20 protein-coding genes are annotated in these 20,410 nt (G+C 67.6%); 9 read left to right on the top strand and 11 right to left on the bottom strand.

The window, feature by feature from the left end:
* Positions 1–123: 123 nt before the first annotated feature.
* The 5 genes from Poly30_RS12250 to Poly30_RS12230 all read right to left on the bottom strand — a co-directional run bounded on the left by Poly30_RS12250 (position 124) and on the right by Poly30_RS12230 (position 5,137).
* On the bottom strand, positions 124–1,815 hold the full coding sequence (locus Poly30_RS12250) for a hypothetical protein (RefSeq protein WP_145197665.1): 1,692 nt from the start codon (positions 1,813–1,815) through the stop codon (positions 124–126).
* A gap of 76 nt (positions 1,816–1,891) precedes the next feature.
* Positions 1,892–2,683, bottom strand: coding sequence for an ABC-2 family transporter protein (locus Poly30_RS12245; RefSeq protein WP_419191292.1), 792 nt, complete (start codon positions 2,681–2,683; stop codon positions 1,892–1,894).
* A 56-nt stretch (positions 2,684–2,739) separates the two neighbouring features.
* Positions 2,740–3,615 carry a hypothetical protein gene (locus Poly30_RS12240; protein ID WP_145197661.1) on the bottom strand — a complete coding sequence of 292 codons (876 nt, stop codon included), beginning with the start codon at positions 3,613–3,615 and terminating at the stop codon, positions 2,740–2,742.
* Entirely contained in the window at positions 3,612–4,682 is a 1,071-nt protein-coding gene (locus tag Poly30_RS12235; protein WP_145197659.1) for an ABC transporter ATP-binding protein, read from the bottom strand. The genes Poly30_RS12240 and Poly30_RS12235 overlap by 4 nt, the downstream gene beginning before the upstream one ends.
* The gene (locus Poly30_RS12230) at positions 4,679–5,137 is read right to left on the bottom strand and encodes a 6-pyruvoyl trahydropterin synthase family protein (RefSeq protein WP_145197657.1); all 459 of its coding nucleotides are present in this window, start codon (positions 5,135–5,137) and stop codon (positions 4,679–4,681) included. Before Poly30_RS12230 ends, Poly30_RS12235 begins: the two co-directional genes overlap by 4 nt.
* A gap of 172 nt (positions 5,138–5,309) precedes the next feature.
* Here Poly30_RS12230 and folB point away from each other — a divergent pair, with 172 nt between their 5' ends.
* Together folB and Poly30_RS12220 are read left to right on the top strand one after the other, a co-directional pair.
* Positions 5,310–5,708, top strand: a complete 399-nt coding sequence (gene folB, locus Poly30_RS12225; RefSeq protein WP_419191291.1) for a dihydroneopterin aldolase — start codon at positions 5,310–5,312, stop codon at positions 5,706–5,708.
* The gene (locus tag Poly30_RS12220) at positions 5,705–6,271 is read left to right on the top strand and encodes a 2-amino-4-hydroxy-6-hydroxymethyldihydropteridine diphosphokinase (RefSeq protein ID WP_145197653.1); all 567 of its coding nucleotides are present in this window, start codon (positions 5,705–5,707) and stop codon (positions 6,269–6,271) included. Before folB ends, Poly30_RS12220 begins: the two co-directional genes overlap by 4 nt.
* A gap of 24 nt (positions 6,272–6,295) precedes the next feature.
* On the opposite strand, the gene Poly30_RS12215 is transcribed toward Poly30_RS12220, so the two are convergent.
* A complete protein-coding gene (locus tag Poly30_RS12215; protein WP_419191290.1) occupies positions 6,296–7,078 on the bottom strand; it encodes an SDR family NAD(P)-dependent oxidoreductase in 783 nt (260 codons plus the stop codon).
* Positions 7,079–7,232: 154 nt separating this feature from the next.
* Between Poly30_RS12215 and Poly30_RS12210 the strand changes: the two genes are divergently transcribed.
* Positions 7,233–8,183: an amidohydrolase family protein gene (locus tag Poly30_RS12210; protein ID WP_145197649.1), complete on the top strand. Its 951-nt coding sequence runs from the start codon at positions 7,233–7,235 to the stop codon at positions 8,181–8,183.
* On the top strand, positions 8,183–8,968 hold the full coding sequence (locus Poly30_RS12205) for a porin family protein (protein ID WP_145197647.1): 786 nt from the start codon (positions 8,183–8,185) through the stop codon (positions 8,966–8,968). Before Poly30_RS12210 ends, Poly30_RS12205 begins: the two co-directional genes overlap by 1 nt.
* Before the next feature lie 19 nt (positions 8,969–8,987).
* On the opposite strand, the gene Poly30_RS12200 is transcribed toward Poly30_RS12205, so the two are convergent.
* The 5 genes from Poly30_RS12200 to Poly30_RS12180 are packed head-to-tail and all read right to left on the bottom strand — an operon-like array spanning position 8,988 to position 15,004.
* A complete protein-coding gene (locus tag Poly30_RS12200; RefSeq protein WP_145197645.1) occupies positions 8,988–10,931 on the bottom strand; it encodes a sialidase family protein in 1,944 nt (647 codons plus the stop codon).
* Positions 10,931–11,836 carry a TatD family hydrolase gene (locus tag Poly30_RS12195; protein ID WP_145197643.1) on the bottom strand — a complete coding sequence of 302 codons (906 nt, stop codon included), beginning with the start codon at positions 11,834–11,836 and terminating at the stop codon, positions 10,931–10,933. The genes Poly30_RS12200 and Poly30_RS12195 overlap by 1 nt, the downstream gene beginning before the upstream one ends.
* A 4-nt stretch (positions 11,837–11,840) precedes the next feature.
* A complete protein-coding gene (locus Poly30_RS12190) occupies positions 11,841–12,884 on the bottom strand; it encodes an EboA domain-containing protein (RefSeq protein ID WP_145197641.1) in 1,044 nt (347 codons plus the stop codon).
* A 27-nt stretch (positions 12,885–12,911) separates the two neighbouring features.
* The gene (locus tag Poly30_RS12185; protein WP_145197639.1) at positions 12,912–14,117 is read right to left on the bottom strand and encodes a prenyltransferase/squalene oxidase repeat-containing protein; all 1,206 of its coding nucleotides are present in this window, start codon (positions 14,115–14,117) and stop codon (positions 12,912–12,914) included.
* Positions 14,114–15,004, bottom strand: a complete 891-nt coding sequence (locus Poly30_RS12180) for a hypothetical protein (RefSeq protein WP_145197637.1) — start codon at positions 15,002–15,004, stop codon at positions 14,114–14,116. The genes Poly30_RS12185 and Poly30_RS12180 overlap by 4 nt, the downstream gene beginning before the upstream one ends.
* 248 nt (positions 15,005–15,252) lie before the next feature.
* On the opposite strand from Poly30_RS12180, the gene pruA reads away from it, so the two are divergent.
* From pruA to Poly30_RS12155, 5 genes are all read left to right on the top strand, one after another.
* Positions 15,253–16,881: an L-glutamate gamma-semialdehyde dehydrogenase gene (pruA, locus tag Poly30_RS12175; RefSeq protein WP_145197635.1), complete on the top strand. Its 1,629-nt coding sequence runs from the start codon at positions 15,253–15,255 to the stop codon at positions 16,879–16,881.
* Positions 16,882–17,011: 130 nt separating this feature from the next.
* The gene (locus tag Poly30_RS12170) at positions 17,012–17,866 is read left to right on the top strand and encodes a radical SAM protein (RefSeq protein ID WP_419191289.1); all 855 of its coding nucleotides are present in this window, start codon (positions 17,012–17,014) and stop codon (positions 17,864–17,866) included.
* Positions 17,859–18,722 carry a radical SAM protein gene (locus Poly30_RS12165; protein WP_145197633.1) on the top strand — a complete coding sequence of 288 codons (864 nt, stop codon included), beginning with the start codon at positions 17,859–17,861 and terminating at the stop codon, positions 18,720–18,722. Before Poly30_RS12170 ends, Poly30_RS12165 begins: the two co-directional genes overlap by 8 nt.
* Positions 18,723–18,773: 51 nt before the next feature.
* Complete coding sequence (locus tag Poly30_RS12160) at positions 18,774–19,487, top strand: ankyrin repeat domain-containing protein (RefSeq protein WP_145197630.1); 714 nt, start codon at positions 18,774–18,776, stop codon at positions 19,485–19,487.
* A 21-nt stretch (positions 19,488–19,508) separates the two neighbouring features.
* Complete coding sequence (locus tag Poly30_RS12155; protein ID WP_145197628.1) at positions 19,509–20,372, top strand: hypothetical protein; 864 nt, start codon at positions 19,509–19,511, stop codon at positions 20,370–20,372.
* Positions 20,373–20,410 lie beyond the last annotated feature (38 nt).

The raw sequence follows: 20,410 nt of genomic DNA, 5'->3' as shown, positions 1-20,410 counted from the left end.
TGCTTAGCAGTAGTCCCGCCCAAGATTCGGCAACGCAGCTACGGACCTAAAGACGCGAAACGAATGCGGCGTACCCTTGCCGCAGGGCACTGGATGACACCCGGAGACCTCCTTCGCCGGGGTTCACCTCAACTGCACTCGGATCGCATCGCTGAAGTTCGACGTCGGCTGCCCCATGGACGAGTCGCGGTACCACGATTGGAAGTGCCACGTCGAGCCAGCTGCGGCGGAGACGGCGCCATTCGGCTGAGGGATGGAGAGGAGGTCGATCGCGAGTCCCGCGCGGCCGTCTGCACCGGCCAAAAACGGCACCTGCTGGTAGCGTCCGATGGATCCGGACAGGCACAGGTCGCCGACGCTTCCCCCGGCACCGGGCTGAAAACCGCTCGTCGCCGAAACCAGGAACATGCCAGCACTGGCGGCCGGGAGTTCGATGCAACGGAGCGTGAGGTCCCCGCCTGGCACCGCGCGCGAACCGAGCGCCGTGATCCGAGCGGGTCGTCCGGTGCTGTTCGGTTGACCGGCACAGATCGGCTGGGCGGCTCCGTACCGATCGAGTCGAACGACCACGAAGGGCTCTTCGCCGGAAGGTCCCGCGAGGAGGCCTTGCCAGTAGAGGCGTGTACCGTCGGCAGAAAATGCCAGCGCATTGGCCCAAGAACCTGAAGCGAGCGCCCAGCCGGGGTCTGCGGTTCCGTCGCCGTCGACGTCGATCGTCGACCCGGCCGCCGCGGCGGAAAGCGCTTCCACGGAGACTTCCACGTCCGCCGGCTCCCTGATCGTGGCAACGAATCCGCGGGCGTCCATCGCCTCGAAGCTCTCCAGTACTGTGCCCGGGAGCCAGCTTTCCACCGCACGCCGGTTCCGAACGATGAAACCTCTGGCGCCACCCGAGGCCGAGACGTAGCAGGTGAACGCTGCATCACCCCCGTTGTTGATCGCGATCGAACCGAAAGAGGCGAAGGTGCCGCCCGGCCCCGTAAAAAAATCGGGAGCCGGGCCCCACTGATAGGCGCCGAGCCCGCCGCCGAAATCGTACAAAGCGCCGTCTACCACGATCGCGTCGCGGGTATTCAGGCCAAAGCGAACGCGCGCGATCCAGTGACGCCCGTCAGGGCTGACCCCGAGGTGCAGGATCTCCGTCACGGGTGAGGGGAGTCCCGGCAAGACATCGCCGCTGCCGAGGAGATCGACCGGACCGGGGTAGCGTGCGACGCAGTCTCCAGTCTGCTGGGCGTCCGAGAATCGACCGCGAACGAAAGAGCTTCCGTCCGCGAGATGAACGATGTCCCGGAAATCCCTCCAGGTCCGCCCTGGCGTCCCGAGTGGATCTCCGGACCGCGCCATGAGCTGGTCGTCGATCCACACGCTCCGTCCCCCGCCCAGGGAGCCGCCGATCCCAGGGTAGACGCTTTCGATATAGGCCAGTCGCCCACTCGCAGGGCTCGGCTGGAGGAGGTGCATCTGAGGCCAGCTAGCAATATCCGCAGGAATCCGAAGAAGCTGCGCCGCGCCGCCGTTGGGACTCAGATCGCCGAACAGGGCAGAACGGCTGAAGGTCTGCCCCACGTCGAGTCGACCGGAAATCGCCCAGCCGCCGTCCGCTCCCGTGGACAATCCCTCCAAGAACACTGGCCCGGTCGTGCTCGGCCCTGCTGAAGGGTCTGCGCCGAAGAGCACCACCGTGGCGTCCGGGACCTGGGCAGCGACCACAGGCGAGACGACGGCAACGAGCGCCGCGAAGCGGGAGAGGAGGAGAACTGGCTGGCTGAGTCCTTGCATGATCGAGTCGTAGTAGGGCCGGGGCTCGTCCATGCTAACCCAGCCGTAGCAGCTCGTGCCGAACCACCGCCGGTACGACCGCTGCCCGCAGTCAGGATCCCGAATGGCTTCACCCCATCGCCGAGTCGTAGCGTCTCAGACCGATCCGGAAGATCCGCACCACGATCAGCGCGAAGACCACCAGCACCAGCGGATAGGCCAGCGCGAAGCCGCCGCTCAGCTTCCCGAGCACGAGCGAAGACGGAAACCAGGACACCGCCGCCACCGGCACGACGTACAGCAGGAACCGCGCCATCGGGCTCGGGTAGACGTCGATCGGTCGCTCCCCCATCGTCGTGAAGAGCTGCGACGAGAGCTGGCCCAGGTCTGAGTTCATCAGCCAGAGTTCCACCAGGCAGTAGAAGAGGCTGACGAAGACCTGGGCGAACGCGATCAGTCCGATGGCGCAGGGCAGAGCCCAGGCCACGTGCCAGCCGGAAACCTGGTGGCCGACCACTCCACTGAGCGCGTAGACGAGCCAGCCCGAAGCGATGAGAAGGTTCGTGAGCCCCTCGGGACTGAAGCGCTGATAGAAGTAGAGGAACGCCGTGGGACCCGGGCGCACGCGGAACGAGTCCAGCGCGCCGTTCTTCAGATCGCCTCCGAAGTGCCACTGTTGCCCCAGGAAGGTCATCATCAGCGCGTCCGCAACGAAGGTCATGCCGAGGAACACCTTCATGTCCGCGAACGACCAGCCGGCGAGGGACACCGCCCCGGAGGCGCTGTCGTCGCCGAGGGCGTACAGCATCGTGAACGTCGCAATGGACGACACGTAGAAGAGGGAGTCCATCAGCACCTGATTGAAGAACTCCCAGCGGAACTGACTCTTGCGGACCCAGCCGATGCGAGCGTATGCGCGCATCACGCGGAGACCCCACTGGAGTCGCTCCGGCAGACTCGATGGCCTCTGCTGCCCCATCACATCCCGGCTCCCACGTAGTGCGCGAGACCGCGCCGCCAGGTGAACCGCCTGAGAGCGTCCAGCAGCACGAGCTGCACGGTGACGATCGCGAGACCCCGCAGAAACGCGTCCGTCCCGAGCCTCCCCATCAGGATCTCGATCGGAGCCGAGATCATCCAGTACGGGAAGAGCCAGGAGAACGCGCTCGACGCCCACACCGGCATCTGCGAGACCGGCATGATCGCGCCGCCCACGAAGGAGATCACGAACCACGCCATGACGAGCAGGCTCCAAACGACGTCCAGCCAGAACGCCAGCGTGTTCAAGATCACGGTCAGAAGAAAGCAGCAGTAGCTCCCGAGAAGCACCAGGGTGAGCGCCTGCCCCGTCGCCAGCCAGCTCACCGGCACGAGCCAGCGGTCCCCCATCAGCGCGTAGGCCAGACACCAGACGAGCGTCGCCACGACGACCTGCATGATCGTGAACTGAACGAAGCGGCCCTGGATCAACACGAAGTACCGGAACGGCATCGTGAGGTACTTCGTGATCCGCCCCTCGAAGATCTCGGCCGACAGATCCAGCCCCCGGGCGTTGAACACGAGCTTCATCACAATCAGAAGCCCCGCCACGTAGCGAACGATTTCGGAATACTGCCAGCTGCCCAGGGTGGCGTCGGCCGCGTCACCGGATGCGGAAGCGCTCCGGTAGATCGCAGCGAACACGAACAGCATCACCAGCGGCTGCACCATCCCGTTGAGCACCTCACGCACGAAGAAACCGGTGCGGAACTGAATCCGCTTGCGGAACTCGTAGCCCACCGTCTTGACGAGCAGCGCGAGATCCGTCCTGGCATCGGACTCCCAAGAACTGACCTTCGCCTCCGCCCGGGTCACACCGAGGCTCCTTCGGGACGCGAGCCCGCGATCGACGATCCCTCACGGTCGCTGCGCCGGTAGATCTCGCGCACGAGCAGCTCCAGCGGCTGTCGCTCGACCGACAGGTCACGGACCTGGAGCAGCTGGAAGAGCGCGGGCACGAGTTCCGGCAGGCGTGCTGCGTCCACGACCACCGTCACGGCAGCCACGCTTCGCCCCGCCACCACGGCGCCGAAGGCCGCGATGTCGCGACTCAATGCGCTCTCATCGATCGGCGTGTGCGGGTCGACATGGACCTCGATCGCACGCTTGCCCATCACCTGTGCGGAGAGCGCCGCGAGATCGCCATCGAACGCCATGCGCCCGCCATCCAGCACCACGATGCGCTTGCAGGTTTCCTCGATGTCCTCGAGGTCGTGGCTCGTCAGCATGAACGTCACCCCGCGCTCCTCGGCCAGTCGCACGAGGAACTGCCGGATCACCTCACGCGAAACGAGGTCGAGCCCGATGGTTGGCTCGTCGAGGAACACGACGTCGGGGTCGTGCAGGAACGCGCCGATGATCTCCATCTTCATCCGCTGGCCGAGCGAGAGCTGGCGCAGCTGGATCTTGAGCCGGTCCTCGACGTCCAGCATCTTCGTGTACTCGGCGACGCGACGGTCGAAGTCCACGGTCTCTATGGAGTAGATCTCCTTCAGAAGCTTGAAGGAGTCGATCGGCGGAAGGTCCCACCAGAGCTGACTCTTCTGCCCCATGACGAGCGCCAGCCGCGCCTTCTCCTGGTTCCGCAGGTGGAAGGAATCCCGCCCGAAGAGCCTCGCCGCGCCGGTGGTCGCCGGGACGATCCCTGTCAAGATCTTCACCAGCGTCGTTTTCCCGGCGCCGTTCGCGCCGATGAGACCCACCGTTTCCCCGCGACGCACCGTGAGATCGATCCCGGAGAGCGCATCGACGACGACGCTCTTCCGAGCCACGAAGTTCTTCAGGACCCCCAGGAAGCCCGGCTGCCGTTCGAACGTGGTGAAGGATTTCCCGACGCCGTGGGCCTCGAGGACGTACGCGTCGGTCTCGCCACCGGCGTTCACGAAGCCGGCTGAACCTTCCAGTCCGCGTAGCAGTTGGGAGTCTCGAAGACGCGCAATTCGACGAGCTGAACGCCGCGTCCGGCGGCCGCCGGCAGGGTGTCGAAGCCCTCCTGGAAGCGCGCCGCCAGCCAGCTACAGAGATTCTCTACCGTGGAAGGAAACTCAACCTCACAGCGCTTGTCGCCCTGCTGGATCAGAAACGCCAGGAGATCGGCGTCCCCGCGGTCCACGATGCAGGCGTGGTCCAGGGACCCGTCCACGAAGGCCTTCATGACCCGGAAGGCGTCGCCGAAATCCAGCACCATGCCGAGATCGTCGGTCGTGTCGGCCGCCAGCGTCGCGATGGCGACGTACCTGTGCCCGTGAAGGTTCTTGCACTTCGTGGTGCATCGGGGGCCTAGACGGTGGGCCATATCCCACTCGATCCGCCTGGAAATGGTCACCGAACCGCTCATACCGGGAGCTTAGCGATTCCGCGCCCTGGTGCGGCCAGCAATTACACTCACTCCGGCCGGAGCGGAGCCCCGATTCCACCGCAGGGAAAAGGCCGACGTCCCGGGCGGCGATCGCCGCCTCCGAACCGCTATGATCGCGACCCTGCCGGCGCCCAGCGCCGGCCCTCTCCCCATGAACGACCCCCAACACGTCGCGACAGGCGGCTCGCCGCTGGCGGGACTCGACCTGGTCACGATCCGGAACCTCCGGGCATGGACGCTCATCGGCGTGCATCCGCACGAGCGAGAGATGCGCCAGGAACTTCGGATCGACGTCTGGCTGGGCACCGACACGCGGGGCGCAGCGGCCGGCGACGACCTGGAGAAGGCGATCGACTACTCCGCCGTCTGCAAGGCCTTCCGCGAGCACGCGGGCCAGGCCCAGCATCTGCTCGTCGAGACGCTGGCCGAGGACTTCGCGCGCATCGCGCTGGAGCGCTTCGGCGCCCGCGCCGTCCGCGTCTCCGTCGAGAAGCCCGACGCCGTTCCAGGAACCGATGCCGTTGGCGTCCTGATCGATCGACCACGATGAGCCGCCAGGTCCAGCCCACACCGGAGCGGTACCCCAAGGGCCGCGATACGCGGCCCGGCGCACGGCTCGTCGTGCTCGGCCTCGGTTCCAACCTGAACGGCAGGGAGCAGATCGCGCGGGCGATCGACCGCATCAGCTACTCGTTCGACCTGCTCGTCAAGTCGACCCGTTACATCGGCCCCGCAGAAGGCGGCCCGAACGACACGGGTGAGCCGATCGCGCTCCCGCCCGAGGACGCCAGCGAGGAGAACCTCAGCGTCTATTCGAACGCCGCCGTTCTCGTCCGAACGGCCGACTCCTTCAAGGAGATCCGCAAGGAGCTGCGCCGACTCGAAGAGGAACTCGGCCGCACTCGCGACGATCCACGCCGCGTCGCGATCGACATCGACATCCTCCTGATCCAGGGAGAGGTGATCCGCAACAAGCACGACGAGGTCGTGGTCCCGCACCCGGATCTCGGCACCAAGCGCCACGCGGCGCTTCCCAGCGCGGAGGTCGCCCCTTCGCTCAAACACCCGCAGTCGAAAGAACGACTCGCCGATATCGCGGCGCGGCTCGCGTAGCGGATACCGCCTACCAGGACGCGATCAGAGCATCCAGCCGCCCGCGACCTCGAGATTCTGACCGACGATGTGCGACGCTGCCTGGGAGACCAGGAACGCCGCCGCCTCGGTCACCTCGCCCATCTCGGCCGGACGACCGATTGGAATCTTCTTGTGTAGATCGTCCGACAGCGTGTCCTCCGCGGCGCCGTCGTGCGGCACGAAACCCGGGGAGATCATGTTCGCCCGAACGCCGAACTCTGCTTCCTCGATGCTGAGCGCTCGCATCGTCACGAGTAGCGCGGCCTTCGACGCGATGTAGGCCGCCGTGACCTGCCTCGCGCGCCAGCGCTCCAGGCCCGCGCAGCCGAAGAAGAGGTACGCACCGTGGCTCTCGCGCAAAGGGGAGCGCGCGGCATCGATCATGTGAATCGCCGTGAAGAGATTGCCCTGGAGCATCGCCTCGTGGTCGGCGGGCTTCGTTTCCGAGAGGGGCCGCGTCAGGTAGGGCCCCACGGCGTGCACGAGAACGTCGAGCCGACCGCTACGCTCGATCACCGCGCCGACGAGACGCTGCGCCTCCTCGGCCCGCGTGAGTTCCGCCTGGTGCGCGCGGCCCTTCCCGACCAGCTCCTCGGTGCTCTCGGCCTTCGATTCGCTGTGGTAGGCCGCGTGAACGAGGTAGCCGCGACGAATGAGCTCACCTGCGATGCCGCGGCCGATGCCCTGGGCCGCCCCGGTGACGAGCGCCACCTTGCCAGCGCCTTCCTTGCCCGGAGTGTCTCTCCCTTGGAGCGCCTCTGTGTTCAGGGTGGTGTCTGTTTTCATGGCGACGGGTTGTAGCAGATGCCCCCGGGGGTGGCGGTGGCCTCGAAAGGAAACTCCACCCGGACTCCTGGGGAAAGGAATGAGCCCCGAGGTGGAAATCCTGCTTGGCCACGTACCATGATCCGGGCCCCGGCTCCTCCGCCCCTCCAATCCCATGACGAAGACGATTCCCACGCCGATCACGGACTTCCACGCCCATATCTTCGCGCGGCCGTTCTTCGATGCACTCGCTTCCCAGAGCCCGCTCCCTGGACCCGTCGAGCAGAAGCTCCGGGACGTCACGGGCCGGATGGGCATCGAACTTCCGGAGCCAGGGATCGACGCGCACCTGGAGCGCTGGGTCGGCCAGCTCGACGAGCACGGGGTGACGAGGCTCGCGGCCTTCGCCAGCGCCCCCGAGGAGATCCAGACCGTGGGCGAGATGGCGGCCCGTTCGAAGGGCCGCCTCGTGCCGATCGCGGTCTGCAACCCGGCTGCACCCGGGGCCGCGGAAAGGCTTCGCCCGCTCCTGGAGGAACGGGGCTTCCGCGGCGTCCTCCTGTTCCCCGCGATGCACCACTACCACCTCTCGGACGACGCGGTTCGCCCCGTGCTCGATCTCCTGGAGGAGCACGAGGCCATCGCCTACGTCCACTGCGGCATCCTCGTGATCAAGCTGCGCGATCTGCTCGGACTGCCGCGCCCCTACGACCTCCGCTACGCGAACCCGCTCGAGGTCATCCCGGCGGCGTGCGCGCACCCGGGCCTCACCTTCTGCATCCCGCACTTCGGCGCGGGGTTCTTCCGCGAAACGCTGATCGCGGGCGCGCAGTGTTCCAACGTCATCACGGATACCTCATCCACCAATGGCTGGGTCAAGACCCAGCCTGACCACCCGAGCCTGACGAGCGTTCTGGAGCGAGCCCTCGACGTCTTCGGCGTCGATCGAGTGGCCTTCGGCACCGACTCGAACGTCTTCCCCCAGGGCTGGCGCTCCGAGCGCTTGACGGAATGGCGCCAGGTGGCGGCCGAACTCGGACTCTCGGAGGCGGAGTGCGTTCAGCTGTTCCACGGCACCGCCGACCGTCTGCTGGGAGCCACCAGAACCGTGCAGCACGCCACGTGATGAAAGGAACGCTACAACGCTCCGCATCGAGGACCCAGGTGGTGCCCATGGCGACCGCCGCGGCCGTATGGCTGCTCAGCAGCTGCGCCAGCGGCCCCGTTTACACCAGCGCGCCCGTTTACCCCAGCGCGCCCGTTTCCTCCAGCGCGTCTGGAGCCCAGAGGCTGAGCGTCACGGGCCAGTACTCCCGCACGTCCCGCTTCCGCGAGGTGGATCCGTCGAGTTCCCCCTTCACCGTGGACACGCTGCTCGGCATCCGGCAGCTCAGCGACGAGAACCGCTGGCAGGAACTCGACTCCCAGCCAGAGATCGGCGTCAGCGTCCAGGCGCCGATCCTCCTCGATGACCCGACGACGGTGGTCGACGACCGGACCGGCCTCTGGAGTGCGCTCAGCTACGACTTCAGCGTGCGCTACGCCTTCGACAGGAGTTCGACGACGAACGGCGGAGACGCCGTGCAGTCGCTCGATTCACGCACGATCGATCTGAGCGCAGGCCTCATCCTCAGCCCGTTTCAGTACAAGAGCCGCTTCCAGCCATACATCGGCGGCGGCGTCGCGTTCCTGTTCCTGGACACCGACCTGCGCCTCGGTAATTCGGTGCAGTCCGATCGCGACACCGTGCTGACGAGCTACCTTCGAGCCGGAGCGCTGGTGGAGTTCGCCTACGGTCGGCACGTCGGCGTGGACGCGCGCTGGCTGAACAACGCCGACGTGATGATCGACGGACTCGGGGCCGATGTGGGTGCGCTGACCGTGAGCCTGGTCTTCGGCGCGCAGTTCTGAGACAGCTTCATCTGCCTCTTCATCTGCCTCCGGTCACGTCGAACCACGACACCACGCGCGGGACGACCACCGACTCCGGCAAGCGCTGGAAGACGACGCCGCCGGCGCTGCACCGGTAAGCCACGCCGACGTCGCTCGTTCCCACCGGCGCCAGCGCCGGATGGTCGACCCCCACGCCGTCGTCGAGCAGCACCCGGTGCTCGGCGGGCCAGTGACCCGCGTTGTCGCTCGAGCCCTTCAGGAGCAGGTTCCGGCTCGGGCGCCTCTCGGTCGCGGGATTGGCGAACACCATGCGCGAGTCCCAGCCCTTGCCGCGCGCGCGCCCGAGGTGGACCAGCGCGCCGTCGCTGCCCGCGTTCTTGTGGAGCTCCGTGGGGCCCAGTGCCTTCTTGGCCCTCCAGGTCACGCCCAGGTCGAGAGACGTTCTCTCGCTGCGGAGCGCCCCTCGCCCGTCGTTCATGTTGAGCAGCAGCGCACCTGGTCCGACCTCTACCACCGCTGAAGTCGTGGTATTCGGGAACGCCGCGCCGTGCATGGCCCATCTCTTTCCTTCGTCGTCACTCACGATCACGGCCGCACAGGCCTCGTCTTCGATGCGGAATCCGCCCCGAACGATGACCGGGACGACGATCTCACCCGTCGACATCTTGATCCCGGTGCTCCCGACCGCCGTCACGGGCTTCGGGCTGGCGAGCTGGATCTCCTCCCAGGGGGTCCAGGTGGCGCCGCCGTCCGAACTCTGGGACTGTACGATCCCCGCCGCGCGCTGGGCCAGTAGGTGGACCCTGTGCGCCTCCAGATCGTAGACGAGGGATCCGCCGGAGCACGCCGCAGCCCCCTCCGGCAGCGGCACGAGCGGCCACGTCCGACCGCCATCGAGACTTCGGTAGAGGCTCACGCCGCCAGGCTCACCCGCGGCTTGGGCCGTCACCGCTACGAGGAGGCCTTCCCCGCGCGACCCGTGCGCAAGAGCCGTGACCATGGACACCGAGCCCACGCTCGTCCCGGCAGGCGTGATCCTCGTGGCCAGCCAGGAATCACGTTCCGGACCGTCGGAACGGGGCCGATAGGTCTCGCCCCGGATCTCGAACTCCACGCCGTGCCGAGCCGACGTATGCCAGTACGCATCGCCGTCCAGGTCGATGTCCGCGCGGACGCGTACCGTCACGGGGAGACGATTGAGCCCCGTGGAGAGTTCCACCGTCTCGACTTTCCGGTCCAGTGACCCGATGGCAGCGCTGGTCATGATCGCAGAGGCGGATCCTGCTCCCTCCTCTGGGTTCGACGCTCCGCGCGCGGTCGAGGTCTCGATCACCCTCGCCTCCTCGACGACGAGCGGATCCAGGGAGCCCGAGGTCACCACCTCCAGGACGCCCACCTCGACCGTCTCGCCCACGACCAGCGGCCTCGTGGAGGGGATCAGCGTCACCGACTCCACGATCATCGGCGTGGGGCGCACGAATCGGAGGTCGTCGATCCAAACGCCGCGCTCAAGAGGTGCCGTGACCTCGAAGCGCACCTGGACCGGGACCGAGCCCAGCGGGAGCGAGATCGAACTCACGTCCTTTCCGTTCACCCGGCCGGTGAGTTCATGGATCTCGGCGGTGCCCGCGCGGTCCAGGAGCGTGACCGTGAACTCGAACGGCTGCTTGCGACCATCTCGCTGGCAGGCGAACTCCAGCGTGCCACCTGCCGCCAGCCCGGGCGCGACTTCCAGAACCGTCGGGTTACGCTCGCCGCCCGGCAGGCGGAGCGCTAGCTCGGCCTCGGCCCACCTGGGCGGATGAACGATCTCCAGAGCCCCTTCCCCTTCGACCACGAAGCGACCGATCGGAGAGAGCAGCGCACCGTCTTCGGCGACCTCGACGCTCTGGAAGGTCTCCGAAGAAGCCGGGCCCGCGTCCTGGTTGAGCGCGCTGGCCACCGGCGCCACCGCGATGAGGACCAGCAGCGCAAAGAGCATCAGTTCGGCACTCCCTCGTCGACCTGGGCTTCCTGACCGCGCAGCACCGAGTTCTCCATGAAGAGCTGGCGCTGATCGATCACGGGCTTCGCGTCGAGAAGCTCGAAGTCGATCTGGCCGGAGTGGCCGTAGGCCGTCACCGCGTTCTTCCAGGTCGTCTTCTCGACGGCGTCCGCGGGCACGCCCTGCTCCAGCATCATCTTCGCGGTCTTCGGCACCGACAGCGGATCGCTGACGCCCCAGTCGCACGACGAGTCGACGATGAAGCGATCGGCCCCGTACTGCTTGGTCAGGTCGACCATGCGCTGGGAGCCCATCTTCGTGTTCGGGTAGATCGTGAACGCGGCCCACGCGCCCGCGTCGAGCACGGACTTCACGGTCTCCTCGTTGTTGTGATCGATCACGAGCTTCTCCATGTCGATCCCGACCTCCTTCGCGACGTCGATCGAGCGGATGATCCCGCGCTTTTTGTCCCGGTGGGGCGAGTGCACCATGACGACCATGTCGTGCTCGCGCGCGAACTCGAGCTGCCACTGGTACGCGCGCTCCTCGGCCGGCGTGATCTCGTCGTAGCCGATCTCGCCGATGGCGACGACGCCTTCCTTGAGCGCGAAGCGCGGCAGGATCTCCAGGACGTCCTTCGCGAGCCCCTCGTTGTTGGCCTCCTTGGAGTTCAGCCCGATGGCGCAGAAGTGCTGGATGCCGAACTGGGACGCGCGGAAGCGCTCCCACCCGACCAGTGAGGAGAAGTAGTCGACGAAGGATCCGACGTTCGTGCGCGGCTGGCCCAGCCAGAACGCTGGCTCGATCAACGCGCGAACACCCGCTTTTGCCATGCGTTCGTAGTCGTCGGTGGTCCGCGACGTCATGTGGGCGTGCGGATCGAAGAAGCGGAATGAGGACATGACGTCAGCTGGGGTTGCCAGGGGTATCGGTAGCGGGATCGGAGTCGGTATCGCCGGGGAAGAGCAGCGCGCCCTGCGCCCTCCCCTCTTCGTGTTCGCGGGTCTGTGGCTCCGCGCCCTCGGGCGGCGAGATCGACGCGAACGCGGTCTGATCGTGACGCCCCATGAGCGCCCAGCCCGCGATCGGCCCGAAGTAGGTGCCGCCGTCGGCCTGGATCTCCTCGAGTCGTTCGGTTTGGCCGAGGCGCCCGAGCGCGAGGATCGCTCCCTTGCGGGAAAGCTCGTCGTCGCCGGAGAGTTCCTTCTCGATCGCCGCGAGCTTGCGCTTCGTCGCCTCCAGTCCGCTCTCGGCGGAGCCCATGCACATCCACAGCTCCGGGAAGACGCGACGGCCCGCGCTCCGGCGCTCGTCCGCGAGGTCCAGCGCCATGCGCGCCAGCTCCTCGTCCACGCGGCGGTCGAAGCCCACGACGCGCCAGAGCGGCGCTTCGACGAAGAGCGACTTCATGCAGAGCTGGTGCCACGCGACGTCATCGAAGTGAGCCTCGGGGAACGGCGTATCCATGCCGTTCGCCTCGAAGACCGTCTTCATGTTCGTACGGCAACCTTCCGCCGATCGAACCGCGAAACGCTCCGGGCCCGGGAGGAACTGGAGCGAGCGGTAGAGCGCGCAAAGTTCGCCCTCGTCGGCGTATCGGAACGCCTCTTCGAGCGCCGACAGCAGCGATTCCGGATCCGCCTTGGCTCGCTCGACGATCAGTCGAACGCGCGCGGCTTCGAGCGCGGTCCAGCGCGACGGATTCCAGCCCGCGAGGAGATCTTCCGCGTCTGCGACGAGCTGCGGCGACGGAGCCAGGGCGCCCTTCGGGGCGTAGCGACTCGCGGCCGAGAGCGCCTGGCAGAACTGGCCGTCGGACGCCCCCGCTGCAAGACCGGCGAGAACTCCTTCGCTCCAGGCGGCGTACTTCGCGGCGTGGCCCGAGCCCGGGCAGGCGGCCACGGCCGCGTCGAGCCAGGCGGAGAGCTTCTGTAGGTCGGGGGCAGTCAAGGGGGGCATGTCGGTCGAACTCATGACTCAGCGTGGTGTATCGGGTCGCGCGGGCGCCGCGCTCAACCCTTCCCGCAGGGCAAGGACGAGGAAGGCCGTGCCCGCGTTCACCGAATACTCTGAATCGAGGAAGTCCGAGGTCGAACCGTTTTCCCGCTGAGTTTTGATGAGATGCGGTCTCAGCCGCGCGTGCCAGCCCTCGCGCTCTTCCTCGGGCAGGAGGCTGATCACCTGGGACGCGTAGTAGTGCGCGAAGAAGTAGAAGTACCCGGCGTTCGAGTGGAATCCCTCGTGCGGGATCGGGCGCATCCGGGCGTGATCGAGGAAGCCGTGGCTCTTGAAGAACGCTTCGAGCCCCTCGCGGATCACCTCGTCGGTGACGCGGCGGTCGCCGGTCACGCGGCGCGCCCAGTTGCCGACCTGGGTCCGGCCGAGGCTGCCTTCCATCAGATTGATGTGCTCCACGCCGCTGAGGCGGACGACCGGATCGAGATCGTAGCTGTAGGCGCCGTTCGGCAGCACGCAGCGATTGAGGTACCGAAGCGCGCGCTCCTCGACCTTCTCCGGGACCTCGATGCCGACGGTCGGCGCCGCGTGAAGCGCCGGGAGCACGAGCGCCGTGCAGAAGCTCGTCGCCCACGTCGGCTGGCGGCTGAACGGCGGGTCGTCGTAGTACGCCCAGCCTCCGGAGACGGCCTGATGCTTCTTCAGTACGGCCAGGAACTCGTTGGCGCGCTTCTGAAGCCGCGCGCGCCAGGCATCGACCTGGAAGCGCTCGTCCTGGAGCAGCTCGATCGTGGCGGTGAATCCGTAGAGCGACGACCAGACGTAGTCGATGTCCCAGTCGCTGTCGCGCCTCGGCAGCTCGCAGTCGCAGAGCCACCCGACGGCCCGCTCGAGCGCCGCGCGCCGTTCGGGCGTCTCGTCGAGGGAGGCGAGCGCCATGCACACGATGCCGTGGGACGCGATCCGCCAGGAGCGGAACGTGCTGAGCGCGAACCCGACCTCCTCCAGCGTGGGCAGGTCGTCGCCCCACGATCCGTCCTCGCGGATCTCGCCGACGAGAAACGCCGCAGCCTGATCGATCGCCGGACCGGCGGCCTCACGCGGCAGGCTATAGGGCACCTCTTTCGCGTCGCGCTCGGACCCGATGACATCCTTCGCCGCGGGGAGCTCCTGGGTAGGAGCGGCCGACAGGACCAGGAGAATCGCAGCTGTGAGGGTGCCGATCACTTCCCGTCCCCGTCCGACATGTCTTCTTCAGGGGCGTCGGCCGGGGCGCTTTCCAGCTTCTTGCGCGCTTTCGCGACCGCCTCCTTGGCCTTCTTCTGGTCCCGCTTCGCCTGGTCCAGCTCGTGCCTTGCCTTGGTCGCAGCCAGCTCGGACTCCGCGCGCTTCTTCGCCGCGCGAATCTCCTCGGCCTGGAGTTCCGCCTCGGCGGCCCGCACGGCACCCGCGAGCTCCAGGAGCTCCGCGGGCAGATTCGACTCCACCTCGATCGCCATCTCCTCCGTCTCGATCGCCAGGTTCTCCTGGGCGAATTCGAAGGACTTCTCGTAGCGGCGGATGATCTCGTCCTTGGCTCCCGCCTCGGCCTCCTCGTCCATGATCTCCCGCATGTTGAGGAGGTCCGTCTCGGCCTTCAGGAGCTGCTCGCGCGCCTTCTCCAGGGACAGCCCTGCCTTGCGCCGCTCCAGCGGACTCTCGCGCTCCTCGAAGCGGACCAGGTCCTCCCGCGCAGCCTTGAGGGCCTCCCGCTTCTGACGGAGTGACTCGTTGATCTCGATCTCCTCGGCCTCGCGCTCCAGGCGAGCGATCTCGACTTCCGCTTCCTTGTACGCGCGCTCCTGATCGCTCAGGACCTTGGCCTCGATCGCGTCGTCGAGCCACTCCCTGGGCGACTTCGACTCGTCGGCCTCCCCGTCGCTCGACTCGGCTGGGACGCCCTCGTCGCTCGGCCCATCTTCCTGGTCTTCCGAATCCTCCTGGCCCAGCGTCGCCGCCGCCTCGACGGCCCGCGACTGGAGAAGAGTGGGCCGCAGGTCGGCATTTCCCGTGCTCTGGCAGGCTCCTGCCGTGAGAAGGAGGGCCGCGGCGGCGGGGATCAGGAGAGCTTTCATCGAATCAGCTGCTTTGGAGGTAGGTGTAGGGCCCCGGATCCGCAATCCTTGCGGTCCAGGGCCACCATCATGCGACTGTGCATCGACACTGCAACGCGCATTTGGGAGACTCACCGGCCCGAATCCCAGCTGGAGCACCTCCCGGGCCGGCCGTCGGCCCCAACGCTTCCTGCCGACCCACTTTCATCCGCCCCCCTTACCTGGCCCTTGCTCCCCGGCGAGTTCGGTCCACGAGTCCCATCTGAGCCATGACACACGGTGTTTTCCGCGTTCCCGTTCCCACGAACGAGCCCATCCAGGGCTACGCGCCCGGCAGCCCCGAGCGTGCATCGCTCTCCGCCAAGGTCGCCTCCATGTCCAAGGAGGTGCCTGAGATCCCCCTCATCATCGGGGGCGAGGAGATCCGCACCGGCAACGTGGTCGAGGTCACGATGCCGCACAACCACCGGCACGTGATCGCGAAGGCCCACCTCGCGGGCGCCGCCGAGGTGAAGAAGGCGATCGACGCCGCCGAGGCCGCGCGCCACGACTGGGACGCCCTGCCCTGGGAGGAGCGCGCCGCCGTTCTCCTGCGCGCCGCCGACCTCCTCTGTGGCCCCTGGCGCGACACGATCAACGCCTCGACGATGATCGGGCAGTCCAAGACCTGTCACCAGGCCGAGATCGACGCCGCCTGCGAGATGGCGGACTTCTTCCGCTACAACGCGAGCTACGCGGTGCAGCTCTACCAGGAGCAGCCCGAATCCTCGGCGGGCGTCTGGAACCGCCTGGAGCACCGGCCCCTCGACGGCTACGTCCTCGCGATCACGCCGTTCAACTTCACGTCGATCGCGGGCAACCTGCCGACGGCCCCGGCGCTGATGGGCAACACGGCCGTCTGGAAGCCGTCGCACACCGCGCTGCTGTCCAACTACTACACGATGAAGATGCTGGAGGCGGCCGGCATGCCGCCGGGCGTCATCAACTTCCTTCCCGGCGACGGCCCCACCGTGGGCAACGTGGCGATCCCGGATCACCGCCTCGGCGGCATCCACTTCACCGGGTCGACGCGCACCTTCCAGCACATCTGGAAGGAGATCGGCGACAACATCTCGGGCTACGGCCAGTACCCGCGGATCGTCGGCGAAACCGGCGGCAAGGACTTCGTGTTCGTGCACCCGAGCGCCTGCGGCGCCCGTGAGGTCGCGGTGGCGCTCGCCCGCGGAGCCTTCGAGTTCCAGGGCCAGAAGTGCTCGGCGGCTTCGCGCGCCTACGTGCCGAAGTCGCTGTGGCCGGACGTCAAGGAGCACCTCGCTGAGATCCTCTCCGAGATGAAGATGGGCGACGTCGCCGACTTCTCGAACTTCATCGGCGCGGTGATCGACGACAAGTCGTTCGCCAAGCTGAAGGGCGCCATCGATCGCGCCAAGGACGAGGCGAACGTCGAGGTCGTCTTCGGCGGCGAGTGCGACGACAGCGAGGGCTACTTCATCCAGCCGACGGTCGCCGTCGTGCAGGATCCGAAGCACGACCTGATGCGCACCGAGTACTTCGGCCCGCTCCTCGGCCTCTACGTCTACGACGACGACCGCGTGGACGAGACGCTGGAGCTGTGCGCGACGACCTCGCCCTACGCGCTGACGGGCGCGATCTTCGCGGACGATCGCTACGCGGTCCGCAAGGCGGTGAACACCCTGCGCTTCGCGGCGGGCAACTTCTACATCAACGACAAGCCCACGGGCGCGGTCGTGGGCCAGCAGCCCTTCGGTGGCTCGCGCGCCTCGGGAACGAACGACAAGGCGGGCTCGATCCTGAACCTGCTCCGCTGGGTCAGCCCGCGGACCATCAAGGAAACGTTCGCGCCGCCGACGGACTGGCGCTACCCGTTCCTCGGCTGACGGATCCCGCCTGACGGGTCCCGCCTGATGGGGCTGCCTAACGGGGCCGGGGCACCTTCGCAGTACCATTCCCGCAGCTTTGGCCGCGGAACGGTACTGCGAAAACCCTCCGCTTATACTATAGGCGTCCGTGAACAACACACTGACGACCGAAGACCACTCGCGCGACGCAGCGCACCTCACTCACATCTACCCCGTGGTCTCACGGCGGGCGCGCGGGGTTTCCGTCGGGATCAACCTCAATCCCAACAACGCCTGCAACTGGGCGTGCGCGTACTGCCAGGTGCCGGACCTCCAGCTCGGCGCGGCTCCGCCCATCGATCTGGATCTGCTGGAGACGGAGCTGCGCGGCTTCCTCGCCCAGGTCACCACCGATGAGTGGATGGAGCTCCACGCGCCGCCCGAGGCTCGCCGGATCAACGACATCGCGTTCTCGGGGAATGGCGAACCCACCACCGCCCGGGACTTCGATCGGATCGTCCAGCGCGTGCTGGCCGTCCGCGCGAAGTTCCCGGCCATGGCCACCACCAAGACCGTCCTCATCACCAACGGTTCCCAGGCCCACCAGCCCCACGTGCTCCGCGGCCTCCGGCGCATGGCCGAGGCCAACGGAGAGGTCTGGTTCAAGATCGACTCCGCCACGCGCGAAGGGCGCCGCGCCATCAACGGGACGGACGCGCCGCTCCAGCGCGCCAGCGCCAACCTCCGCGCCGCCGCCAGCGCCTGCCGGACCCTCGTTCAGACCTGCGTCTTCGGCCGCGACGGCCAGACGCCTTCCGAGGCCGAACTCGACGCGTACGTCGCGTTCCTCCAGAAGGAGATCGAACAGGAAACGCCGCTGAAAGGCGTGCTCCTCTACGGCCTCGCGCGGCCCTCGCTCCAGCCCGGCGCCGAGCGTCTGCATCGGCTCGACGACGAGTGGATCCAGGGTCTCGCCGCACGCATCGAACAGGCGACCGGGCTTCCGGTCGAGGCCCATGCCTGATGCCCCGGAGCCTGGCGACCTCAAGCCTGGCGACCTCGAGCCTGGCGACCACAACACGCCGAAGGCCGAGTACACGCTCGTCTATCCGGTGTGGTCGCGGCGCGCGGGCGGGCTATCGATCGGCATCAATCTGAATCCTGGCAAGGAATGCAACTGGGCCTGCGTGTACTGCGAGGTCGAGGGCCTCGTGCGCGGCGCGCCTGGCTCCATCGATCTCGAGGTGCTGGAGGGTGAACTCCGCTCGGTTCTTTCCGACGCGGCCGCCGGACGGTGGCGCGAGGCGGGCAGGGATGAACCCGCGGCCGTTCGCGATCTCTGCCTCGCAGGCGACGGCGAACCGACGCTCTCCCCCGACTTCGAAGCCGCCGTCGAGATCGCCGCGGGCCTGCGCGTCGAACACGGTCTGGACCATTCGTCGAAGCTCGTCGTCATCAGCAACGGCAGCCGAACGCACCGGCCCGAGGTGGTGTCGGGTCTCGCCCGACTCCAGGCGGCCGGCGGCGAACTCTGGTTCAAGGTCGACGCCGGGTCGAGCGAGCGCCGCGAGGCCCTGAACGGCATCCGGAACCCGACCGACCGCGTGGTCGAATCCCTCGTGGTCGCCAGCTCCACCGTGGACACCTGGATCCAGACCATGGCCGTGCATCCCCATGCCGATCCCGAGGGCGTGGCCAGGATCGTCACCCAGGCCATGGATCAGGGAGCCTCGCCCCGGGGGATCCTTCTCTACGGCCTTCGGCGCCCCTCCCACCAGTCGGGTGGAAAGGACCTGAAGGCCCTTTCCCACGATGAACTCCAGGCTGGCGCCGAGATCCTGCGCCGGGAAACCGGCCTCCCGGTTCGCGTCTTCGAGTGAAGCCCCGGCTCCGTCTGTATCGAGGCCCCTTCGGTCCGTAGACTCCAGGCGATGGAGACGGAAGAAGAGACGCGCGAGGACCTCGCCGCCGAAAGCGCCCCCACGGGACCGGAGCCCCTCGCTGAGCTCCAGCACGCCGTTCGCCATGGGAACACGGAAGCCGTTTCGCGGATTCTCGGCGGCAGGCCAGGCCTGGCGAACGCGCCTTCCACGAGGGGGGGATCGCTCCTCCTCGAGGCCTTCGAACGCGAGGCCGACGACATCGCCGACCTCTTCGTCGCCGCTCGCAACGACCGTGGCATCACCGAACTCGACATCCACGAAGCGTGCGCCATGGGCCGCGCGGGGATCGTCCAGAAGCGGCTCACCGACGATCCGCTCGTCTTCGAAGAGGTGGGGCCGACCGGCTTCTTCCCGCTCCATCGCGCCGCGTACCGCGGCCACGTCGACGCCGTTTCGCTGCTGCTCCAGATGGGCGCAGACCCCAACGCGCGTTCGCAGAACGGCGCCTCGCTGACGCCCTTGCACAGCGCGGTCGCGGGCGCCGCTCGATTCGCCGTCGACGAAACGAACGGACAATCGTTCCGCGCGGTCTCCGAGCGGCTGATCGCTGCGGGCGCAGACGCCGAGCTGGAGATGGAGGGCGCCTGGTCAGCGATCACCGCCGCCGAACGGGACAACCTGCACGCTCTTCTTCCGGTGCTCCGACCGGCGGTGGATCCGAGCGCGCCTTCGAACGAAGACGCAGCGACTCCCCTCGGCTGACCGCGCTCCTCTTCGACCGAGATGGAGCCGAAGCGCAAAGCGCATCCCTGCGACGGAGCCTGGCGTCCGCTCGACCCGTTCGTGCGCACGGGTGCGGATCCGTGGTCCGCTTGCCCCGAGGGCTTCACCGGCTTCACCGTTCGCTGGAGCACCATCGCTGCCGACCCGGAGCGGTGGGAGCCCTACGCGGATGCGCTGGAGGCCGCTGGCGGCGCGCTTCGAATCGACCTCGACGACGTCACCTCCAGCGGCACCTTTCACGCAGCGCTGGAGCATCAGCCCGAGCTGATCAAGCTCTATCTGCCCGAGCGTCCCGAGCCGGACGCTCTCCGCTTCGCGCTGGCGCCGCTCGATGAGGCCGCCGCCGAGAACGAGACGGCGCTCGTCCTCGGCGTCCCGCGCGGCGGCGATCCCGAAGGCCACGGCGCGCTGATGGCCCTCGCACAGGAGTCCCGAAGCGTCGTCGCGTTCGGGCTGGAGAGCTTCGACGAAGAGCAGGCGGATACCCTGGGGAACGTGGACGGCCTCGCCCTGTTCAGCCCGGGACTGGAGTTCGCGGGTGCCTTCCGCCGGGGTGCCACGGCCTTCGAAGGGACGTTCGGTCTACTGGGCCCGGAGGCCTGCGCGGAGGCGATGGAGCTGGCGGAGGCGTCGGCCCTGGAAGCGCTCCAGCTGGAGCGCCGCATCCAGCGCTTCGTGGAAGGGGCCTTCGAGCGGGCGACGCGCCACCTCTCCCCCGACGAGCGAGCGGTGGCCCTCGCGGGCACCTTCGCGTTCTTCGAGGAAGAAGGAGGCGACCCGCCCGTCGCCCTCGCACATGACGCCTGGCTTGACCTCTGCGCCGAGATCGACCGGCAGGGGCTCTTCCCGCCCCAGCCTGAGTGACCGCGACAGGTCGCAGACCTCCTCACTTCTTCCCCGCT

Source organism: Saltatorellus ferox, assembly GCA_007751475.1.
In the GTDB taxonomy this organism is placed as follows: domain Bacteria; phylum Planctomycetota; class UBA1135; order UBA1135.
The sequence above is the reverse complement of the archived record's forward strand: the minus strand, read 5'-3'. Positions and strand labels throughout refer to the sequence as shown.